Origin of the sequence: Mycobacterium sp. E2733 (genome assembly GCF_001667585.1) — a bacterium.
Lineage (GTDB): Bacteria > Actinomycetota > Actinomycetes > Mycobacteriales > Mycobacteriaceae > Mycobacterium.
The window spans coordinates 1-21,364 of sequence record NZ_LZJZ01000006.1; the positions used below are offsets into that span (position 1 = coordinate 1).

At 69.7% G+C, this 21,364-nt stretch carries 8 protein-coding genes and 1 pseudogene; 2 read left to right on the plus strand and 7 right to left on the minus strand.

Going from position 1 to position 21,364, the window contains the following annotated elements:
• Positions 1-930: 930 nt before the first annotated feature.
• Together A5678_RS00080 and A5678_RS26870 are read right to left on the minus strand one after the other, a co-directional pair.
• Positions 931-1,644 (minus strand): hypothetical protein, encoded by a 714-nt coding sequence (locus A5678_RS00080; protein WP_156746698.1) that lies wholly within the window; start codon positions 1,642-1,644, stop codon positions 931-933.
• Positions 1,645-2,121: 477 nt separating this feature from the next.
• Complete coding sequence (locus A5678_RS26870; protein WP_156746699.1) at positions 2,122-2,295, minus strand: hypothetical protein; 174 nt, start codon at positions 2,293-2,295, stop codon at positions 2,122-2,124.
• Positions 2,296-2,472: 177 nt separating this feature from the next.
• On the opposite strand from A5678_RS26870, the gene A5678_RS00085 reads away from it, so the two are divergent.
• Complete coding sequence (locus tag A5678_RS00085) at positions 2,473-4,428, plus strand: serine/threonine-protein kinase (protein WP_068036585.1); 1,956 nt, start codon at positions 2,473-2,475, stop codon at positions 4,426-4,428.
• A gap of 52 nt (positions 4,429-4,480) precedes the next feature.
• On the opposite strand, the pseudogene A5678_RS28270 reads toward A5678_RS00085, so the two are convergent.
• Both A5678_RS28270 and A5678_RS00090 read right to left on the minus strand, forming a co-directional pair.
• A pseudogene (locus A5678_RS28270) lies at positions 4,481-4,648 on the minus strand (nitronate monooxygenase); the annotation flags it as partial.
• A 238-nt stretch (positions 4,649-4,886) separates the two neighbouring features.
• The gene (locus tag A5678_RS00090; protein ID WP_368664885.1) at positions 4,887-5,276 is read right to left on the minus strand and encodes a GlsB/YeaQ/YmgE family stress response membrane protein; all 390 of its coding nucleotides are present in this window, start codon (positions 5,274-5,276) and stop codon (positions 4,887-4,889) included.
• Between the two features lie 283 nt (positions 5,277-5,559).
• Here A5678_RS00090 and A5678_RS00095 point away from each other — a divergent pair, with 283 nt between their 5' ends.
• Positions 5,560-6,219, plus strand: a complete 660-nt coding sequence (locus tag A5678_RS00095; RefSeq protein ID WP_231983533.1) for a site-specific integrase — start codon at positions 5,560-5,562, stop codon at positions 6,217-6,219.
• 36 nt (positions 6,220-6,255) lie between these two features.
• Here A5678_RS00095 and A5678_RS00100 read toward each other — a convergent pair whose 3' ends face one another.
• Genes A5678_RS00100 through A5678_RS00110 form a run of 3 tightly spaced genes read right to left on the minus strand, consistent with a single transcriptional unit; the run spans position 6,256 to position 21,293 of the window.
• Positions 6,256-11,772: a biotin carboxylase N-terminal domain-containing protein gene (locus tag A5678_RS00100; RefSeq protein ID WP_068036592.1), complete on the minus strand. Its 5,517-nt coding sequence runs from the start codon at positions 11,770-11,772 to the stop codon at positions 6,256-6,258.
• Between the two features lie 12 nt (positions 11,773-11,784).
• Positions 11,785-19,515 (minus strand): type I polyketide synthase, encoded by a 7,731-nt coding sequence (locus A5678_RS00105; protein WP_068036595.1) that lies wholly within the window; start codon positions 19,513-19,515, stop codon positions 11,785-11,787.
• The gene (locus A5678_RS00110) at positions 19,512-21,293 is read right to left on the minus strand and encodes an acyl-CoA dehydrogenase family protein (RefSeq protein WP_197501994.1); all 1,782 of its coding nucleotides are present in this window, start codon (positions 21,291-21,293) and stop codon (positions 19,512-19,514) included. The genes A5678_RS00105 and A5678_RS00110 overlap by 4 nt, the downstream gene beginning before the upstream one ends.
• Positions 21,294-21,364 lie beyond the last annotated feature (71 nt).

A 21,364-nucleotide genomic window follows, 5' to 3' on the forward strand; every position in this document is an offset into this window, starting at 1 on the left:
GTGCCCAATAAGCATTAAGCACGTTCTGGGCGAAGTAGCATGTTGTCTCCTTCGTGCCGCGCCCCAGCCCCCCGCCGCCAACGCCCACCCTGCCTGAAGAGCCCGACGAGCGCTATGGCAACGCCGACGCGTTGGGACGGGCCTCGCAGCGCGCACTGCAAGCCAATCGACTTGCCTCACAGGCGAATACAGAATATCAGGCCGATACGATCGCGGCGCCGTACGTTTCGTTGCCCCCTATGAGCGTGGCGCGGGGCCAGGCGCATTCGGGGCCGCCCACGGGTCCGACGGTGATGCCGGATCGCGGTGCCGAAGACCGCTCCCGGCAATGGCTTGTGCCGATGGTGGTAATCGGCGTCGCAGGGGCATTGCTGTTGGGTGCCATCGGGGTGGTCATCGGTCTGCTTGTCGACCGGAACCCCGGGCCGCAGGCCGGTCCCTCGCTCTCGGCCCCCAACACAGCGCCACCCACGCCTTACCCGAGCCCGTCCGCGCAACTTCCCCCGGGGCCGGTATCGCGGTCGGTGCCCGCTCCGGCCACGCCACCGCCGCTGGTGACAGGCCCGGATGCGAGACAAGAGGAATGCAACCAAGGTTTTTCAAGGCCAGGCTCGGCGGCATGGGGAAGCCATTCCGGACGCGGCACGAAGGAGACAACATGCTACTTCGCCCAGAACGTGCTTAATGCTTATTGGGCACAACACGGCGCCCCGGTCCCCGACCTGCGAATCGTATCGGTGCGGGGCGCAGTCCACTGCGACGCTGTGACGGACGACTGCGACCCCGCTACAAACGGCGTGAACTTCTTCATGCATTGCCAGAAGGAAGGCTCAGATAGTTGGATCACCTGCCGAGGGGGGAATGGCGCAGTGGTCTACCTGTGGTAGCGGCTGACGTGGGGCGTCGGCCGCACTACCTGCGTGGCGATTCTTAGCTCCCGCAATGACCGGCGGGCAGCGTCGCGATATGAGACGTCAGCCAGTGGGCCACTTCTGTGAGGTCGTGGGTACCGTCGGCGAAGGAGCCTGAGTAAGGCTCGGCCGCCACTGCAACGGCGACCATGCCGGTTGGGCCGGAAAGTATTCCGATCTGCCGTACCAGATACTTACCGGCCGGCGACGGTCCCCACCCGCCCTTGAAACGCGTGCCGGAAATGTCGCCGATGCCCCAGTCCTGGCCCGGTTCGATTTGGCCCATCAGGGCGAATATCGGCTCATTCCGCTTCTCGCACACCGCGAGAGCCATGAACCGGGCCTGGTTGAATAGCGACCAGTCGCTTTGACCGAACGCGGTGAACTGCGGCCGCACCTTCCGCGATTGGACGGTCGTCTCATCGCCGGTTTCCCGCAGCACGTCTTCCACCTTGTGGGCTGCGGTGATGGGATCTCCCAGGCTCTGCCAGATCGACTCGGCTGCCGCGTTGTCTGATTCGGTGATGGCGGCGGTCATCTCGGAGGTGAGCTGGGGCGGATCTTCTTCGCGCAGCGCAGCGATCGTCAGAGGTACTTTCATCGTCGACCAGGCCGGACCGCTTCGCCAGTCACCCAGAGTCAATGGGTCTCGCCCGTTGCCGACTGCACCGACCGCGATCCCCATGGTCGCCTGCAACTTGTTCTCCAGCTGTGAGAAGTCGGTGGCCAGCACCGTCGAGTTGGTGGGAGCCGAGTTGGCTGGCGGGCTCGCCGTGGGTACGGCGGGGGAGACGAGCCGGTTCTGGGTCGGCGACGGGCCGGGGGCGGTTTGCGATGGTCGTGCGGTTGAGCGGCGGTCGATAACGAATCTTGTGCCCCACGCGACGGCGAACACCATGAGCAGGCTCACCACAACGGCGATTACCCATGCGATCCGGGCGCGAGAGAACCAGCGCCGCCGGTGTGCCGCGTGCATGGACGGTCGAGTGCGCTGCATCGTCCCCCTAACCGACACGCCACGTGCTGTCGCGGCCCGCGTGCGGGCCGCGTCGGGGCAACCTGTGTCATCACACTATGTTGCAGGGGCGTGCCCACCATGTGACGCCGATTGACCGAGACAAGTTGGCAAGCCATCACGACTAAGCCCGCTTTCCGCCACCACCAATAGTTAGGACTCAAGCTTCTGGGTATTGCCCGTAGCCCGTACCGGTCAGAATTGCGCGACATTCTCGACGCTGATGAACATGCCCTGGCCGGTGCTGTCATTGGTGAACCCGGTCCCGTCGCGCTCGGTTTCACCGATGGTGGCGCCGGTGATCGGTGGAGGGTCCGCCCGCCGCCGTCGGCGCCGGCACGCCATTGTGGTGGGGTTGGTGGCGCGCAACCGGTCCGGGTGGTGGGACCAATGGTCCTGGCAGCCGGGGACAAGCGGCTCTACGCCCGGCCTCGAAGCGGCACGAGAATCACAATTCCAGCAACCAAGGGAGCCCAGTGACGGCGTTGATCGCTGCGCTGGTCAGCGCACTGGGTGGGGCGAATTTCGTCGATTAGGGGCGAGCGGATGGCATATGTGCAGACACCGGCGGGGTCGGTGGTCGAGGGCAGGCCGTTTGGGCGTTACCAGTTGGTGGAGTTGTTGGGTCGCGGTGGGATGGGTGAGGTGTGGCGGGCCTATGACACCGTCATGGATCGGGTGGTCGCGCTCAAGCTGCTGTTGCCCACTGTGGCCGAGGATCCGGCCTATGTTGAGCGGTTTCGCCGCGAGGCCCACGCCGCGGCGAGTCTGGACGAGCCGCACGTCATCCCCATCTACGACTTCGGGGAGATCGACGGACGGCTGTATGTGACCATGCGGCTGATCGAGGGCCGCGACCTGCACGATCTGCTGGCCGAGGGCCCCCTGGAACCCGCGCGGGCGATCGCGATCATCGAGCAGATCGCCGAGGCTTTGCACGCCGCGCATGAAATCGGGTTGATCCACCGCGACGTCAAACCGTCCAACATCTTGATCACCAAGAACGACTTCGCCTACCTGATCGATTTCGGGATCGCGCGCGCGGCCGGGGAGACCGGGCTGACCAGCACCGGGGCGGCCATTGGCACCTGGGCCTACATGTCCCCCGAGCGGCTCAACACCGGACAGGCCGACGCCCGCGCCGACATCTACGCCCTGGCCTGTGTGCTGTTTGAGGCGCTGACCGGCCAGCGCCCCTACCCCGGCGACAGCCTCGAGCAGCAGATCGTCGGGCACCTGACCACCCCGCCGCCGCGGCCCTCGGCACGCCACCCCGGGGTGCCCGAAGGGATGGATGCCGTCATCGCCAAGGGCATGGCCAAAGACCCCGACCAGCGCTATGCCACCACCGTGGAGTTGGCGCGCGCCGCCCGCGACGCGACCACCGTGCCGCTACCCCGACCGGAGCAGACCGTGCAGGTGCATCCAGCGGACCATACCGACCAGCCCACCGCGGGCCCCATCCAGAGCCGCGACACCCTACTGGCCCCCACCGGGGCCGCACCCGCCCTGCCACCACCGGCACCACCGCCGGGGGTGACGCCCACCCCGCACCGGCCGGGTTGGCGGCGACCCCGCGTCGTGGTTCCGGCGCTGCTGGTGATCGCGGTGCTGATCGGCGGCGGTGTCTTCGCCGCCGTGAACGCCTCCCAACACCACAACAACAAGCCAACCCCGGCCGCGCCGGCCGCACCGCCGCCGAATACGGGTCCCTTCACCGGTATCTACACCGCCGCCTTCGGCCCACAAACCGATCTCGACGGGAAACCGGTCGAGGCTGCGCCGCCGAGGACCGAAATCTGGGGTCTGCGCTCGGTGTGCCGTCCGGGCGGGTGCGTGGCCACCGCGGCACGGCGAAGCGCCGACACCCCGCTCGTGTCGACGTTGGTGTTCGACGAGGTTGGCGGGCGCTGGCTGGCCGTCGGCACCGGCCCCGGAACCTGCCGCGACGCTCCCGCCGAACGCTGGCAGGTGTTGACGCTGCAACCCCGTCCCGACGGCACCCTCGCCGGCGACTACAGCTCGACGACCAGCAATGGCTGCGGCTTCAAGCGGGCCGTGAGCTTCACCCGCACCGGCGACGTCGACGTCACCAGCCTGCCCGACCCGACCGGCCAGCCGCCGCGAGTGGTGTCGCCGGCCGAAGCGCTGCACGGCCGCTACCACGCCACGGTCACGTTTCCCGACGGGGAAAAAAAGGAGGCCGACCTCGCGGTTCGCACCGACTGTCTTCGCGCCGGTGATCGGTGCATGAGCTATTTCCACAACCCCGATGGCAGTATGCCGTTGGTGTTCGCCGGCGCGACGTGGACCCGGGACGACGGCTTCGACCAACCATGTCCGCGCGGCGGCACGACGCACACGAAAATCACCGCGGCGTATCTGCTTCCGCGACCATCGCAGGATCCGATCCCGGTGCTGACCGGGCACGGTCGCGCGGAAGAGACCGGCGCCTGCACCAGCTTTGAGTTCGACGACAAGTTAGTGCGCACCGGCGACTGAAGCTGGCAGCTGACGGTTACCAGCCTGACCGTGGTCGCCGTCGGCGTCGCGATCACGATCTCGCCGCTCGACCACGCCCCGCCAGCGTGCGCCCGTCGGCTATTCCGCCGGCAGCCAACACCGGAACATTGGGGAACCGGGCCACCACCGCACAAAGAAAGGGCAGCAGGCTCAACGTCCCGGTGTGGCCGCCAGCCGCACTGCCTTGGGCGATCAGAAGGTCAGCGCCCCCCGACGGCGAGGTCGGCGTCTTGAAGCGTCTGCACTTGGCAGATCACCGTGGCACCAGCCCTCTTCGCCTGCCCAAGCCACGGGTTAGGGTCGCCGAAGGAGAACATGACGGCGGGCACGCGCGCAGCCAGTGTCGCCTCGAACAGCGGAAGAACCATGGGTATGGCCGGCGTGATAAAGCCGACTCGTTGGCGAAGCGCTCGGGCATACCCCTAGCATCGAGCGAGCTACCAAGGCCACCTGTAACGGGTACGCCGGCCCATCATGCCGGTACGGGTGCGCGGACCCATCACGCCTGTACCGATACGCCGACCCATCATGGGTGTACCGGTACGCCGACCCATCATCATGCCGGCACGCCGGCCCGTCACGGATTCGTAGATCGCGATGAGGACAACGGCAGCGGCGACTCCGATGAAAAACGGAATCCAGGCGATGCCGCCATTGGCATTGTGGTAGCCGAACTGGCTCGCCACCACGGAGCCGATCAAGCCACCCAGGGCGCCGAGGAGAACCGTCATGACCATACCGATGTCTTGCCTACCCGGCATGACCAGACGCGCCACTACACCGATGATCGCCCCAGCGAACAGGGCGAGAAGTATTGATCCGACCATGGCAGCTCCTGTGCTAGCGGCGCCCGGAATGAACACCATCTTCGACGACGGGTTCCCCGAACCGACGGACTTAACACGAACTGCGACCGAGCTGTTGGCCCCCGGCCTCCCTCAGGCGGCCGGACACGTCCGAGCCGGGCACCGCGGTGGGCTAGCACGATCTAGCCTTCGGCGATGGGGCGATGGTCTGCAACCGGGGCAGCCGCACCGCGGTCGGCGATCTGCGCATCCTGCGGCTCAGCCAGGCCACCGCCCGAGCCGTTAAGCGGTGATGCAGGCCGGGGTGAGGCTGCCCAGGCGCCCGCCGCGGCGCAACGTCTATCTGACCGCTGAACAACTGCAGCGTCTGGCCGCCGAATCTGGCCGCTACCGATCGCTGGTGTTGCTGCTGGGCGTCGGGGGTCTGCGCTGGGGAGAGGCTGCGGCGCTGCGCGTCTGTGATATCGACTTTCTGCGCCGCCGGGTCGAGCTTCACCGCAATGTCGTGGACGTCAACGGCACGATGTTCGTCGGCACGCTCAAGACCAACAAGAACCGCGCGGTGGCGCTCCCTCCGTTCGTCAACGACGCGCTGGCACAGACCGCCGAGGGCAAGGAGCGCGACGAGCTGCTGTGGCCGTCGCGCACTGGCGGGTATCGGGGGCCGCCGTCGTCTCCGGATTCATGGCTCGCCGGTGCGGTGCGCCGTTGCCAGAGCCAGGACAAGTCCTTCCCTCGGGTGACGGCCCACGATCTGCGCCACACGGCTGCGTCGCTGGCCATCTCGGCGGGCGCGAATCCGAAGGTGGTGCAGCGCATGCTCGGGCACGCCAGTGCGGCGATGACGCTGGACGTATACGCCGATCTTTTCGAGTCGGATCTCGACAAAGTAGCCGTTACTGTGGCCAAAATGTGGCCACGAGAGCAGGAGACGAACACACGTTCGGCACCGGAAACCCTCTGATCAGGCCTTATCCTGCGCTGCACAAGGACCCGGCCGCTACACCGTTGACATGCCCCGGTCGAGGGCGTCGACGATGTAGGGCCGCAGTCCCTCGGCGGTGATGATGTGATTGACCGAGCCGACCGCCAGCGCCCGCTCGACCGTGTGCACGCGATCGAACTCGTCGGCCACTTCGCTGAGCTTTTCTGCGTGCACCGCCGCCCTGAGCTCGGCGAGCTGGGCCCGTGCGCTCGCTGCATCGGAACCGGTTGCTTCGCGGGCCCTTTCGGCGGCCCCGCGGACACGGGGATCGGAATCGGTGCGCGCCTCCACGTCGCGGACGAAGACGGTGGCGGCGGCGGGCGCACCGCCGATAACGGAGGCGAACGAGCCCTCGACGGCGGCGATCTCCAGCCGATCGTTGAGTTTCGTCGAGAACACCACGAAGGCGCCGCCGTGGTAGCGGGAGACCACCACAAAGACGATCGGGCCGCGGAAATTCGTTACCGCACGGCCGATTTCGGCCCCGTACTCCAGTTGCCAGCGGCGCATCGACTCGGGCGAGCCGTCGAAGCCCGACAGGTTGGCCAGCACGACGACCGGGCGGTTGCCGCTGGCCGCGTTGATCGCGCGGGCGAGCTTGCGGGACGACTGCGGAAACAGCGTCCCCGACGACCACGAGGTGGGGCCGCCCGCCGGGACGAATCCGCGACGAGGCACGGTGTGCGACTCGATTCCGAGCAGGCACACCGGGATTCCGCCGATGTGGGCGTCCCACACGATCGCCGTCTCCGCGCCGCGCCATTGGCCCCAGCGTTCCAGCGGCGCGGAGTCGGCGTCGGCGACGGCCCGCATCACCGAGCGCATGTCGAACGGCTTCTTACGCTCCGGATTGTGGTCGTCGGAGAAGATCTCGCCAACGGTCGCCATGTCGCACCCGGAGTGCGGCGCGGATCGCACGTCACGGTCAACCGGGTCCGTGGTGGTGCGCCGCCGCGGCCACCTCTCGCCTGGCGGCACGTAGGTGTATTCGTAATGGCGCAGCAGGATTTCGCAGGCTTCGGCCAGCGTCGGAGCCCAATACTGCCCCTGGCCGTTGGGCCCCATGATCCGGTCGAAACCGCCGATACCGAAGTTGTCTTCGGCGGACACCCCGCCGGAGAAGTCCAGCGCCTGTTTGCCGGTCAGCACCATCGCGCTGGCCGGCGTCATCACCAGGATGCCCCGGGTGTGCATCAGCATCGTCGATTCGCCGTTCCAGTACGGCTGGGCGCCCACGTTCACGCCGGTGACGACGATGTTCACCTCCCCGCCGGCCTGGGTGAACTCGATGAGGCGGCGCAGCACCGCGGCAATCCAGTCCATGTTCTCCGTGCCGCTGTCCATCGCGATCTTCGCCCCGGACGACAGCGCGAACCACTCGACCGGCACCCGCATCCGCTCGGCCAGATCCAGCGCCGCGATGATGCGCCGGCACTCCGGCTCGGCCAGGTTGCCCAGTCCGCGGGTCGGGTCGCCGAACAGCGCCACCCGGGTCATGCCCTCCGGCACCTTCTCGGTGTCGTTGCGGAGCACACCGACCACGATGTTGGCGCTGTTGTTGCCGTACGGTCGCGACACCGGCGCCAGGCCGCCCTGCTCGTCCAGGTCGTGCTCGACGAACCGCCCGGCGGGAAACCGGGAAACGGCCCCGGGCGGAGGGGTGAGCATCCGCACGATCTCATACGGATAGGGGGCACCAAAGCGGTTGGCGCGCAATAGCTTCTGCTGATACGCCGTCAACGGGCGGACCGGCTGCTTGTCCGGCGGACGTTCGCGTATCGTCACGCCCCCGTCCAAGCCCTCCAGGTCGAGCACGGCGTGGCGCCCGTCGGGATAGCGCACGCGCAGCACCACCTTCTCCAGCCCGGCGCCGACGGCCAACGGTGCCAGCGATCCGGCCAGTTCGTCCCACGCGGCGCGCGGAACATCCCACGGGGGCCGCACGTAGAGCATCATCCGGTTGGCGGCCGGCCGGTTGCGCGCCTCGAACGCGGTCAACGCTTCCTGCATCGCCGACAGTGCGAGCAGACCCATCAGCTCCAGGCGCGGGTATCGCACCGCGCCGCCCACGGAGCGCACCGGCGTCAGGTCGCGCACTTCGGCGAGCGCGAACAGCCGGTGATCGGCGGGGTTGTCGCGGGCCACCGCGTGGAACACGTACACGTCCTCGGCCGAGCGCAGGCGGCGGAGTTCGAAGTTCGCCAGCCGCCACACGTCCAGCCGCTTGGCCAACATCGGATGCAGATTGCGATAGAGCGGGTCCTCGACGAATTGACCCTCCCGCTGCCGGTAGGTCACGTGGTGGGTGCGGAAGCGCTCCGGCGCGGTCCCGTCCAGGGTTGTCACGGTCAAATCCAGGCGCCACAGCAGTCGCCCGAAATCGCAACCGGCAAGCAGCTTTTCGGCCTCGGCGATGACGGTGTCGATATCCGTCGTCTCGCCGTGCCGCCAGAGCTCCAAATCCACCACGACCTGCCGATCGGGGTCGGCCGTCCGCAACTGCGCGGCGATCGCCCCGGACAGCTCGGGCAGCTCCGCCCACGGCGCGTACGCGGTGACCAGGTGGATGTGCTTGTCCTCGAAGTCGTAGTCGGCGCTGCCCAACAGCCAGCCGTCATGCTCATCCACGGCCACGTTGCGGAGTTGGCGGATCCGGTAGAACCGGCGGATGTACACCTCCGCCAACACCCGGTGCAGCGCCGGGTCGCGGCTGGCACGCCATCGCCGCAGCAGCTCGGCGCGCAGCGGCTGCGGGCAGGCGACGAGGCGGTCGATTCGGCGGGACCGGCCGGCGCCGTCGGGATCGTCCCGCAGCGCATCGAGATCCCGCTGCACGCGGGAGTACTCGAGGGTGACGGTCGCCGCGAGCAGGGGTTCGTCGAAGTAGTGGAACCGCACATCGCGGGCCAGGTCCGCGACGTTGCGCTGGCGCCCCTGGATGGCCGCCAGCCGGTCAAGCCGGGACCGCATCTCGGGGTCGGCCACCTTAGCCAGCTCGGCGCGGTCGCGGAGCCGGCGCTCGAGGATCGCGGTCACCGCTCCGGCCAGCTCGCCGACCCGGCGGAATGAGCGGAACATCCAGACAACCGCTTCCTCGAGCTGGGGCGTGCGCTCCAGGCCACGCACCCCGTACCGCGACAGCGCGCGCTCCAGCCGGCGCCGATACGAGTCGGGCAGGCCGGCCCGGTCCGCGTCCAGCCACTGCAGGAACGACAGCAGGTACTCCCGGGTGCTGCCGTCGACGAGCGCCTCCTCGGGCTCGACCTCGCCGCGTGGTCGGTACAGCGAGCCGACGTCGGTGAACAGGTCCAGCAGGCCGTCCTCGCAGCGCAGCAGGTCGGGGTCGGTGGGCGCCGCGATCTCGCCCAGCCGGCGCTGCCGGGTCAGCATCGCCTGAACCGAGGCGGGATCCAGGTCATACCCGAGCAGGTAGGAGCGCAGCGCGCCGTACACGCGCTCGCACGCCGGCGTCCCGGGTGGCTCCGCGGTGCGCAGGCCGGTGAAGTCGACCGCGGCCGCGCCGACGCGCTCATGAGTGTCGGCCGTCGTGATGCGGACCACCGGCGCTCCAGCTTCTACCTGCACGTTCGCGCCGGCTTCGACCGAGGCGACGGTCCCGGCGAACGGCGCCGTGAGGGTGGTTTCCATCTTCATGCTCTCCAGCACGGCGAGCCGGTCGCCCTCGACGACCTGGTCACCCGGCTCGACGAGAACCGAGACCACGAATGCCGGCCCCGGGCTGCGCACCAGGCCCCCGTCGTCGCGCGACACGGTGTGCGCGACGCCGTCGATGTCGACGCGCAGGGTGGCGCCTTCCACCACGGACACCACCCGGTGCGCCACGCCGCCGACGACCACCCGCCGCTCGTATCCGTCGCGGTCGGAGACCGTCAGGTCCGCGGTGCCGGCACCGGTCACGCGGTAGGTACTTACACCGGTGCGGTAGACGTCCAGGATGTACCGCTGGCCCCGGTAGCGGAGGCGGCACCGGTGTCCCACTTCTGCTGAGGTGTCGGCACCACCGCGAGCGGCGCGGGCATGGAACGCGGCGCGCTCGGCGGCCTCGTCGAGGTCGTACGACTCCACGGCGGCGACCAGTACGGCAACCGGATCCGGCGCGGGCAGGTGGGCCGCCTCCGCGGTCAGCCGGTCCAGCCAGTGGTTGTCGAAGCGCCCGTCGCGCACCTCCGGTCGGTTGAGCAGGCTCAGCAGAAACGAGCGGTTGGTGGTGCCACCTTCCACCACGATGGTGGTGTCGAGCAGAGCGCGACGGAGCCGGGCGAGGGCCTCGGTGCGGTCGCTTCCCCAGGCGACGATCTTGGCGATCATGGAATCGAAGTCGGGCGGGATCCGGTCCCCTTCGCGCACGCCCGCGTCGACGCGGATTCCGTTGCCGGCCGGCAGGCGCAGGCTGGTCAACCGGCCCGGCGCGGGGGTGAACGCCTCCTCGGGATCCTCGGCGCACACCCGGGCCTCGATCGCATGCCCCGACACCTGCGGCGGCGCGCCGACCAGCCGCCTGCCGCGAGCCACGTGGAGCTGCAGCTTCACCAGGTCCAGCCCGGTGGTGACCTCGGTCACTGGGTGCTCGACCTGCAGCCGGGTGTTGACCTCCATGAACAGGAAGTTCCCGGTGTCCGGGTCGACCAGGAACTCGACCGTGCCCGCGTTGCGGTAGCCCGCCGCGGTGGCCAGGCGTACCGCCGCTTCCCGGATCGCCCGTTCCCCGTCGGCGTCGAGCACCGTTGAAGCCGATTCCTCCAGCACCTTCTGGCGGCGGCGCTGCAAGGTGCAGTCGCGGACGCCCACCGCCCAGACGGTGCCGTAGTGGTCGGCGATCACCTGCACTTCGACGTGACGGGCGGCCGGCACGAGCTTCTCCAGGAACACCGTCGGGTCGCCGAAGGCCAGCTGCGCCTCGGCCCGCGCCGAGGGCAGTGCCGCGGCGAGTTCGGCGGCGCTGTAAACCGTTCGGATCCCACGGCCGCCTCCCCCGGCGGCCGCCTTCACCAGCAGCGGATAGCCGAGCCTGGTCGCAAGCGCGCTCGCGTCGGCCACGTCGTCGACCGGCCCGCCGCTCCAGCACACCACCGGGACGTCCACCTGCTCGGCGAGCCGTTTGGCGGCCACCTTGTCGCCGAGTCGCCGGATGGTGGCGCTGCCCGGGCCGACGAAGACGATGCCGGCCTCCTCGCATGCCTCCGCGAAAGAGGCATGCTCGGCCAGGAAGCCCCAGCCGACCCATACGGCGTCGGCCGCGCTCTCGCGCAGCGCCGCCATCACCGCCGGCTGGTCCAGGTAGCGGGACCGCCGGGTGCCGTCGGCCGGGTCGGCGAACGTCGCGGACCCCAGCAGCACGGCCTCGTCGGCCTGGCGCACGTACCACGCGTCGGCGTCCGCGTCGGTATAGCAGACGATTGTCCGGATGGCCGGTTGGTCGCCGGCCTGGTTGAGTTCGGCGACCGCGGTCAGCGCGCGAACCGCGGGTTCGCCGCGGTTGACGATCGCCAGCCGGCGAATCTCCCTGTCCATAGCCCCGTCCCCTCAGCCGCGCATGACGGAGCGGATCGGGGCGACGACGTCCGCCGGCGGTGGCTGCGGCAGCGGCACGGTGCGGTAGCCGTCGACCCGCAGCACGGGCCCGCCCTCGCCGTCGCGGACGGTGCAGACGAAACCGCCGCGCCCGTCCGGTCGCGCGGTGGCCACGAGCCCGGTCCCTTCCGTCGGCGTCCCGTTCAGGGGAACCGCATCGACATGCAGCGGCAGGGCCAGGACGCCCTCGGTGCCGGCCTCGAACAGCCCGACGGCCTGGAAGCACAGCTCGACGAGCCGCGGCCCGATCAGCACCGGCTCGTCGGTTTGCGGCGGCAGGTCGGGGGCGAATCGGGCGGCGGCGCCGTCGTCGCACTTCCACGCCGAACCGACCACCCGATAGGCCGGGCCGTGGAAGTAGAGCCGGTAGACCTGCTCCGGGGTCAGCGCGGGCGCTTCGCCGCCGCGATCAAGGCTGCCGTCGGCGAGGGTGGGTGGCTCGGCCGTCAACCGCACCGAGCCGGTGAAGTGCACGGTGCGCTGCGGCTGGTCGCTTCCGGGTAGCGTGCGCTCGGCTGAGAGGCGGCATTCGGCGACGAGGTCGTCCCCGTCGGGTCGCACCAGGGCCGTCACCGTGACGGTGCGCGGCTCGTCCCGATAGAACTTGAGCGGGGCCCGGAAGTCGACGTTCTCGATGGCGGCGACGTGCAGGTCGGGCGCCAGCAGCCGGGCGGCTTCGGCGAATGTCTCCATGCCCATCACGCCGGGCAGCACCGGTGTGCCCTCGATGCGGTGGTGATCCAGGAATGGCCGGGTGGCCGGGTCGAGGACGGTGTGCATGACCAACCCGTCGTGCACGCCGGCACGGACAACCTCGCCGATCATCGGCCCGTCGGCCGTCAGCGAAGCGGGGTCGACGCCGCCGGTGTCGTGAAGTTCGGCGGTGAGCGTGCCCAGCGCCCCGGCTACGACGACTTCGCCGTCGGTCAGGCCGGCGCCCAGTTCACGCCTGATCCACGCCACGCCCGCCTCGGCGGGGAGCATCTCGACCCCGGCCGCCGCCATGATCTTCGGGATCGATCCGCGGGTGGCCATGCCGATGCTGCCCCAGGCGGTCCAGTCGATCGTCAGCGCCCTTACCCCCGGCCGGGTGCGACGCAGGTTGCTCAGGATCTTGCATTGCAGGTCGTTGGCGGCGCTGTAGTCGGTCTGGCCCATGTTGCCGAACCGGCCGGCGACCGAGCTGAACGCCACTACGGCGCCCAGCGGGTGGTCACCGGCGGCATGCAGCACGTTGAACAGCCCGTCGCCCTTGACCCCGAGCACCAGGTCGAACTCAGCGGGCTCCTTGTCGGGGAGCCCGTGGCTGACCTCGACGCCGGCGGCGTGCAGCAGGACGTCGATGTGCCCGCTGGTCTCCCGCACCTGCGCCATCACTTTGTCCACGGCGTCGGCGTCGGTGAGGTCGACGCTGTGGTAGCGCGCCGAACCCCCGGCCGCCTCGACGGCACGGATCGCGGCCAGCGCGGCCTGCAGGCGCTCCAGGCGTGCCAGTTCCCGCTCGATCAGGACCGGTGTCGGGCGCTCGCCCCGCGCGCGGATCCGATCCGCCAGTTCGACTTTGAACCCGTCGCGGTCTTCGGCGTACCGGCGCAGGTCGGGGTCGGCCGGGTCGGGCTCCGGCGTGAGGTCCAGCAGGTGGAAGGTGCCCCGCCAGGCTGCGGCCAGGTCCGCGGTAATCGCCGACACGATGCTGCCGGCGGCGCCGGTGACGAGGAAGACCGGGTCGGGGCCGAGGACCTCGCTCGCCTCGCCGGAAAACGGTCGCTCCGCCAGGCCGACGCCCCAGCGGCGGCCGTCGGCGTGACCGACCTCGACACAACCGGGATCGCGGAGGGTCTCGTCGATCAGCGCGTCGGCCAGCGCCGCGGTCTTGCGGTTGACCGGGAAGTCGACCGCCTTCACCAGCGCCTCGGGGCGCTCGCGCCGGTATGCCTTGGCGAACCCGGTGACCGCCCCACCCAGGGGGCAGGTCGCGCCCGCCGCGTCGTAGCCGTGGTACCCGCCCAGCCGGGTGGCGACCACCAGGAATGGGCTGTGGTCGTACAGGTGCCGCATGGTGGTGTAGAGGTTGCGCACACGGCGCCGCAGCGCTTCGTGCCAGCCGGCGAGGTCCAAGCGCTCCAGCGGGCCCTCGTCGTCCAGGGCCGCCAGCCAGTAGACGCCGTCGACCGCGTCGCTCAGGACGGCGCCGACGTCGTCGTCGGGCCTCAGCGCCACCACGTCGACGCCGAGCCGGGTCAGCCGGGCGATCAGCGCATCCGCGACGCCGCCTGCGTCGCCCATGACGGCGACGCGCGTGCCGCTGCCGAGCGTGACCCCGGTTTGCACGCAGGCCGCGAGCTCTGGCCGCAGGGCGGGTACCGGCACCTGTCGGGTGATCCGGTCGGTGGCGGCGATGTCGCCCGCGATGGTGGGCTGCACCGCGACGGCGTTTGGCGCCGCCTGCGGTGTGTCAGCCGGCGCTTTTGGGTGGGCCTCCCCCGCCTTGTCACGGATCCAGCCGATGACGTGATTCAGGGTCGGAAAGTCACGCAACTTCAGGTTCTCGTCACGAGCCACCCCGTAGTGCTCCCGAATCGCGGCGAAAATCTCGGCCTGCTTAACCGTGTCCACCCCCAGATCGGCCTCCAAATCCAAGTCCAGATCCAGCAACTCACGCGGATAACCCGTCAACTCCGCCACCGTGCCCACCACCACATCGACGACCTCGTCGCCGGCCGGCGCCACCGGGACCGGCGCCACGGGCGCCTCGGCGGGCGGCGCCGCCACGCCGGCCTTGGCACGGATCCAGCCGATGACGTGATTCAGGGTCGGAAAGTCACGCAACTTCAGGTTCTCGTCACGAGCCACCCCGTAGTGCTCCCGAATCGCGGCGAAAATCTCGGCCTGCTTAACCGTGTCCACCCCCAGATCGGCCTCCAAATCCAAGTCCAGATCCAGCAACTCACGCGGATAACCCGTCAACTCGGCCACCGTGCCCACCACCACATCGACGACCTCGTCACCGGCCGCCGCCACCGGCGCGGACACCACCGGGGCCGGCGCCGGCTCCTGCACCGGGGCGGGCACCGGTTTCTGCGAAGGGGCGGCCACGGGAGCCGGCGGGGCCGGCACCGGCGCACCGGTGTCCACGACCCGCAGCCGGTGCTGCACGATCTCCAGGTCGGCATCCGGCCTGCCCGACACCTGTGCGAGCCAGCGCCCCCAGGCGGCGCGGTCGATGATCCGGTACTCGTAACCGAGTTCGTCGGGTGGCCGGTGGCGGCCGTCGGGAACCGGGGTCCAGCGCATCAGCGTCATCGCGATCTGCGAACCGAACCCGGCGCCCAACCGGAGCGCGTACTGCACGGGATAGCTGCCGCCCACCGACAGGTTCAGCCGGCCCAGCTCCGGATCGGGTTCCTTGAAGTTCGGGACGGGCGGCACCAGACCGGTTTCGAGCGCCTTGATAGCCACGATGTCCTCGATGCCGGCGCCCATCGCGTGGCCGGTGAAGCCCTTGGTGTTGGTGATGACCACGGCGTCGGCGTCAGACCCGAAAACCCTTCGCAGCGCATTGATCTCGGCCGCGGCACTGCCGCCACGGGCCGGCGTGTACGTCTCGTGGGACACGAAAACGGTGCTGGGCGCGATGGCGTGGCGGTCCACACCGCGCGCCTCGGCCTGGGCAACCAGGTTTTCCATCACGCCGCCGATGTGCTCGACGTCGAGCCTGGTGCCGTGGAAGGCGCTGTTGGCGGTGACACTGCCGAGGACCTCGCAGATGGGTTGCAGCCCGCGCTCGGCGGCGGACTCGGCGGACTCCACCACCAGGGCGGCCGCGCCCATGCCGAGGATCATTCCGTGGCGGCGGCGGTCGAACGGTGTGGCGGCCTCCTCGACGATGTCGTCGGTGGCGGCCGCGCCGGACGCCAGGAATCCGGACCCCAGCCAGGGCAGCAGCGCGTCGGAGCTGGCGTCGTCGGCGGAGACGACGATCACCCGGCGGCAGCGGCCGACCCGGATCCAGTCCTCGGCGAGCGAAATCGCCTGCGTCGTGCTCGCGCATGCGGCATTGACCTGCGTGTTGGGCCCGCGCGCGCCGATGATCTCGGCGAACTGCGAATGACCCATCGCCAGGCAGCGGAAGATGAACCGGCGGTCGAACTGGTACGGGTCGGACGCCAGCGCGTGACGCAGCTCGTGGATGCGCCGGTCGACCTCCGTCGCGGCCGGTTCGTCGCCGCTCATCCGGGCCCGCACCGCCTCCAATGCGAGCAGATGCTCCCGGTTGCTCCGGTCGACGTAGTAGTGCTCGAGGTCGCGGGCGAAGTTGTCGTAACCCGGGAACGCGGAGGCGAAGACGACGCCGGTGTCGTCGCGCATCGAGCCCGGCAGCCCCCACCGGTCGGGCAACTGGGTGCCCAGCGTCGTGGTCTTGTAGTGCATGACCAGCGGGATTCCGGCATCGCGCAGCGCGTCGAAGCCCGCCCCGATCGCCAGCTTGGTGGTCGAATCCAGGGCGGCGTCGCGTGCGGTGTCGACCGCGAACTCGGCGACCACGTCCAGCGGTGCGCTGCGCCCGGCCAGTTTGATGACGTCGGCCTCGTTGTCGATCGTCTCGAACGTGGGGTCGCCGGATTCCCGCTTGACCAGGCGGGTGATGTGCCGGTCGAGCATCGACCGCCGCAGCCGGTGCGGAATGGTGTCGATGAACTGTTGCCCGTCGAGGATCCGCGCGATGTTTTCTTCGTCGAAGACGCGCTCGACACCGGGCAGCCCAAGCGCTGCGCCGGTGATCACCACCGGCTGTTCGCCATTCATCGCGGACCTCCCGCTCGGCACTACGGTTTGCGGGGCGGTCGCCACCGTGGCGGTGCCCGTGCCCGCCGCGGCCGGGGGGCCGAATCCCAGCCCGGCCGCGTAGAGCCCGCACAGTGCCCGGTTGAACGAGGCGACATCGCCGGTTTTCGGGTGGTTCGTGAAGAGCGCCAACACGTCTTCACCGAGCACGTCTTCGACAAAGCCGTGCAGCGCCTTCTTCGGGCCGACCTCCACGAAGACGCGGGCACCCGCCGCGTACAGCGTGCGCAATCCGTCGACGAACCGCACCGGCGAAGACACCTGACGGCTGAGCAGGTCCAGCATGGTTTCGAGGTCGGCGTCGGCCGGATAGAACTCGCCGGTGACGTTCGAAACCACCGGCAGGCGCGGCGCATTCACGCCGAGCCGGCGCAGGACGGTCTTGAGTGGTTCGCTGACCGGCGCGACGATCGCGGTGTGGAACGCGTGGCTGACCGGGAGCCGGGAGGCGCTCATGCCGGCGGCCTGTAACGCGGCGACGGCGCGCTCGACGGCGTCGGTGGCACCGCCGATGACGGCCTGATTGGTGCTGTTGATGTTGGCGATGACGACGTAGCCGTCCGTCGACTCGACGATCCGCTCGATCTCGGACAGCGGACCGGTCACCGCCGCCATCGCGCCGTTGTCGGGACCGGGCAGGTCGGCCATCGCCCGTCCACGGACGCTGGCGGCTTCGAGGGCGGCGTCCAGCGACAGCGCGTCGGCGGCCATCAACGCGCCGTATTCGCCCAGGCTGTGGCCGATCACCATGTCCGGCCGCACGCCGTAGGCATCGAGCAGCCGGGCCAGGCCCAGATCCGTGGCCAGGACGGCCGGCTGGGTGATCTCCGTTTGCATGAGTTGCTGCGAGAGCCGTTGCGCGACAGTCTCATCGGCGCTGTCGGTGAAGATGTAGTCGGTGAGCGGCTTCTCCAGCAGGTGCCTGGTGACGCGGTCGGCTTCGTCGAACATCGCCTTGACGATCGGCTCCCGGGCGCGCAGGTCGGAAAGCATGTTGACGTACTGCGAGCCCTGACCGGTGTAGAGGAACGCGACCTTGCCCGGTGCGCCGCGGCCGACGAAGACGCCCTGCGCCCGCAGCATCCGCCACACGGCCGGATCGCTTTGCCGCAGAGCACCGGCCGCCTTCGTCGCCTTCGTGGCGAGGTCGGCCGCGTCCGCATAGTCGATGGCAACCCGAACGGGCGCGCCCGCCAGGGCGGGGTCCGGCGGAGCCACCGCGGGGGCCTGGCCGGCCGACGCCCGTGCGGCAAGCCGCTCCAGCTGTGCGGCCACGTCGGCGTCATCCGCGCCGCCGACCACCGCCGCGCCGCGCAGCGGGGCTTTCGCCTCGACGGGTGCGGCCGTCGCCGGCGCGGAGCGCTGCTCGATCGTCGCGCCCGGGTAGGAGCGGGCCTCCCCCGGCGGGCGATGCCGACCGGGGACGTACTCCTCGAGCACGGCATGAAAGTTGGTGCCGCCGAATCCGAAAGAGCTGACCCCGGCGCACCGCACCCCGTTGTCCGGCGCGGGCCACTCGCCCAGTTCGGTGTTGACCCGGAACGGGATGTCATTCCAGTCGACGTTGGGGTTCGGCTGCTCGAAGTGCAGGCTGGGCGCCAGCACCTTGTCGTGCAGGCTGAGCACCGTCTTGAACAGGCCCGCGGCACCGGCGGCGCCCTTGAGGTGGCCGATGTTGGACTTGACCGAGCCCAGCGCGATCGAACCGTGCGGCGCGCCGGCCTTACGGAAAACGTCTGTGAGGCTGGCGAGTTCGGTGGCGTCCCCCACCCGGGTGGACGTCCCGTGCGCCTCGATGCAGGAGGCCGCCGCCGGATCGAGACCGGACACCGCCCAGGCGCGCTCCACCGCCAGCCGCTGGCCCACCGGATTGGGAGCGGTGATGCCCTTGCCGCGACCGTCGCTGGAGCCGGCGACGCCGAGCAGCACCGCGTAGACCCGGTCGCCGTCGCGTTCGGCGTCGGACAGCCGCTTGAGGACGAACAGGGCGGCGCCCTCACCCATCACGAAGCCGTCGGCGCCCGCATCGAACGGGCGGGTGCCGGTCGCCGAGAGCGCGCCGATCTTGCAGAACTTCACGAACCCCGCCGGGTCCATGTTGCGGTCGAGTCCGCCGGTCAAGGCGGCATCGAAGTCGCCGGCCTGCAATCCCCGCACGGCGGCCGACATGGCGGCCAGCCCCGATGCGCACGCCGCGTCGGTGGTGAAGTTGGGGCCGCGGAAGTTGAACAGGTTCGCCACCCGGCCCGCTGCCACGTTCGCGAGCTCTCCGGGCATGGTGTCCTCGGTGATCTCGGAGATGCCCTCCAGGAACGAGGCGCGGGTCTCCGCGACCACGGCGTCCCGCACCGACCCCGGCAACGCCGCGAAAGACGGTGCGCTGCAAAGCTTCTTGATGATGGCGGGCAACTGGATCCGAAGGTTGGTGTAATGCTGCTTGTCGCCGCCGATGGCGCTGCCGATGATGACCGCGACTCGTTCGGGGTCGACCGTCCAGTCCGGCCACCCGGCTTCGAGCAGGGCGGAGCGGGCGGCCGCTACCACCCACTTCTGACCGTCGTCCATCTGCGCGCTGACCGCCGGCGGGATCGGTAACCGCCACGCCAGCGGCTCCCATGTGAAGTCGCGGACCCACCCGCCGATGCGGGAATAGGTCTTGTCGGGCGCGTGCGGGTCCGGGTCGTAGTAGAGCTCAGGGTCCCAGCGATCGGGCGGCACGTCGCTGATGCTGTAACGGCCGGCCTTGATGTTGGCCCAGAAGGTGGCGGCGTCGGGCGCGTCGGGCATGATCGCGCTGACGCCGACCACCGCGATGGGCTCCTGTGGCGTTGTCGTCATGATTTTCCGGCCTCTCTTCGATACAGCGCGTCCGCCACCCGGTCCATGTCATCCAGCAGGCCGGTTTGCGCGGCCCGCACCCGGTCGAGCGGCATACCGAGGGCAAGGTCCGCCCCGGAGCCGGCGCCGGTCACCCACCGCAAGCCCTCCTCGGCGACCCTCAGCGCGGCATCGCGCGCAAACACTCGGCTGATCGCGGCCAGCGCGGCCCCGTCGAAGCGGGTGTCCGATTTCGGCGGCAACGCACCGGTTGCGGCCGCGGCTGCGCGGCGGGCCAGTGCGCCCGCGCACTCGGCGTAGCTGATCAGCTCGCCCAGCCGCAGCAGTACGTGCTGGCTGCGGGTCAGCCGGCCGACTCGGCACGATTCCAGCACCGCGGCAAGGCATTCCAGCGCCAGCGCCGCCGTGGGGCCGCCACATTCGCCGGGGACATCGTCAAGCGCGCGAGCCGCGTCGCGGTAGTAGGCGCCCGACGTCTTGAGGTGCTGCTGCCAGCGCCCGCGGGCGATCGTCATCTCCATGATCTCCGAGGTGCCCTCGTAGATCGTGGTGATCCGGACGTCGCGCTTGATCTTCTCCACCAGGTACGGACGGGTGTAGCCGTATCCGCCGTGCGCCTGGATCGCCGCCTCGGCGGCCGCGTTACCGGCCTCGGTGGCCAGGTATTTGGCGATCGCGCCCTCGGTGTTGAGCGCGCCGCCGGCACCCGCGCCGCTGTCGATCCGGGTCGCGGTCTCCTCGATGAACGCGCGTGCCGCCTCCAGCCGCACCGCATGCGGCACGATCAGCTTGTGGGTAAAGCCTTGCTTGTTCGAGAGCGGCGCGCCGCCCTGCACCCGCTCGGTGGAGTAGGCGATCGCCCGGTCCAGGGCCGCCCAGCCGCCACCGAGCCCGAATGCGGCGACCATCACCCGCGTGTAGCCGAAAACCTGCTGAGCCTGGGCGAGTCCGTGGCCCTCCTCCCGGCCCACCAAATGCTCCGCCGGGACCAGCACGTCATCGAGGAATAGCGCTGCGGTGTCGGACAACCGGATGCCGTGCTTGTCCTCCGGGGGCGCCGCCGAGAAGCCGGGCGTGCCCTTTTCCACGACGAACCAGGACGGTCCGCCCGGCGCCAGGGCCAGCACGGAGTAGGCATCCGCGATGGAGCCGTTGCTGATCCACTGCTTGCGCCCGTTGAGCCGGTAGCCGGTCACCTGGCCGTCGGTCTCGACCGGCGTGGCGGTCGTGTTCATCGCGGCCAGGTCGCTACCCGCCTCGGGTTCCGTTGCGGCGTAAGCGAATAGAATGCCCCGTTCGGCGATGCGCCCCAGCCACTCCTTGCGCTGCTGCGCGGTCGCGCCCACGACGATCGGGTCGCTGCCGAGGAACGTGGCCAGCACGGCGGTGGCGACGCCGATGTCGAAGCGGGCGAGTCGTTCGCAGACCCGGTAGGAGTCGAACGCCCCGCCGCCGAACCCGCCGTACTCCTCCGGGATGAAGACGAGCTGCACGCCGAGGTCCTCACCGCACATCGCGCGGACGGTTTCCTCCGGGCAGACGTCGTCGTGGTCGAGGTCCAACCGGCGAGCATCCGGCAGTGCCTCGGCGAGGAAATCGTCGAGTGAGGCCAGCATCATTTCGAGGCTGTCGCGGTCCAGGCCGACGTCGGTGGTCATCGCATTGCCCCCGGTCGCCAACCGACCATGACGATCAAGCGCCACGTGCGCCTCGCGGCGGACGGCATGGACTTCCTCATCGAAAATGTCCTCCCTGGCAAGCGGTGACTCCCCTTCCACTGCTGCTCTTACTGATTCTTTGACCGTCCGGGTATCGCGGGCGAGAGCCGAAAGTCCTATTGCCGTAGGAC

What these genes read in the sequence shown, in the direction of transcription:
- A5678_RS00085 (WP_068036585.1), top strand. Translation starts at nt 2,473, where the DNA reads ATGGCATATGTGCAGACACCGGCGGGGTCGGTGGTCGAGGGCAGGCCG.
- A5678_RS00090 (WP_368664885.1), bottom strand. Translation starts at nt 5,276, where the DNA reads ATGGTCGGATCAATACTTCTCGCCCTGTTCGCTGGGGCGATCATCGGT.
- A5678_RS00100 (WP_068036592.1), bottom strand. Translation starts at nt 11,772, where the DNA reads ATGGACAGGGAGATTCGCCGGCTGGCGATCGTCAACCGCGGCGAACCC.
- A5678_RS00105 (WP_068036595.1), bottom strand. Translation starts at nt 19,515, where the DNA reads ATGACGACAACGCCACAGGAGCCCATCGCGGTGGTCGGCGTCAGCGCG.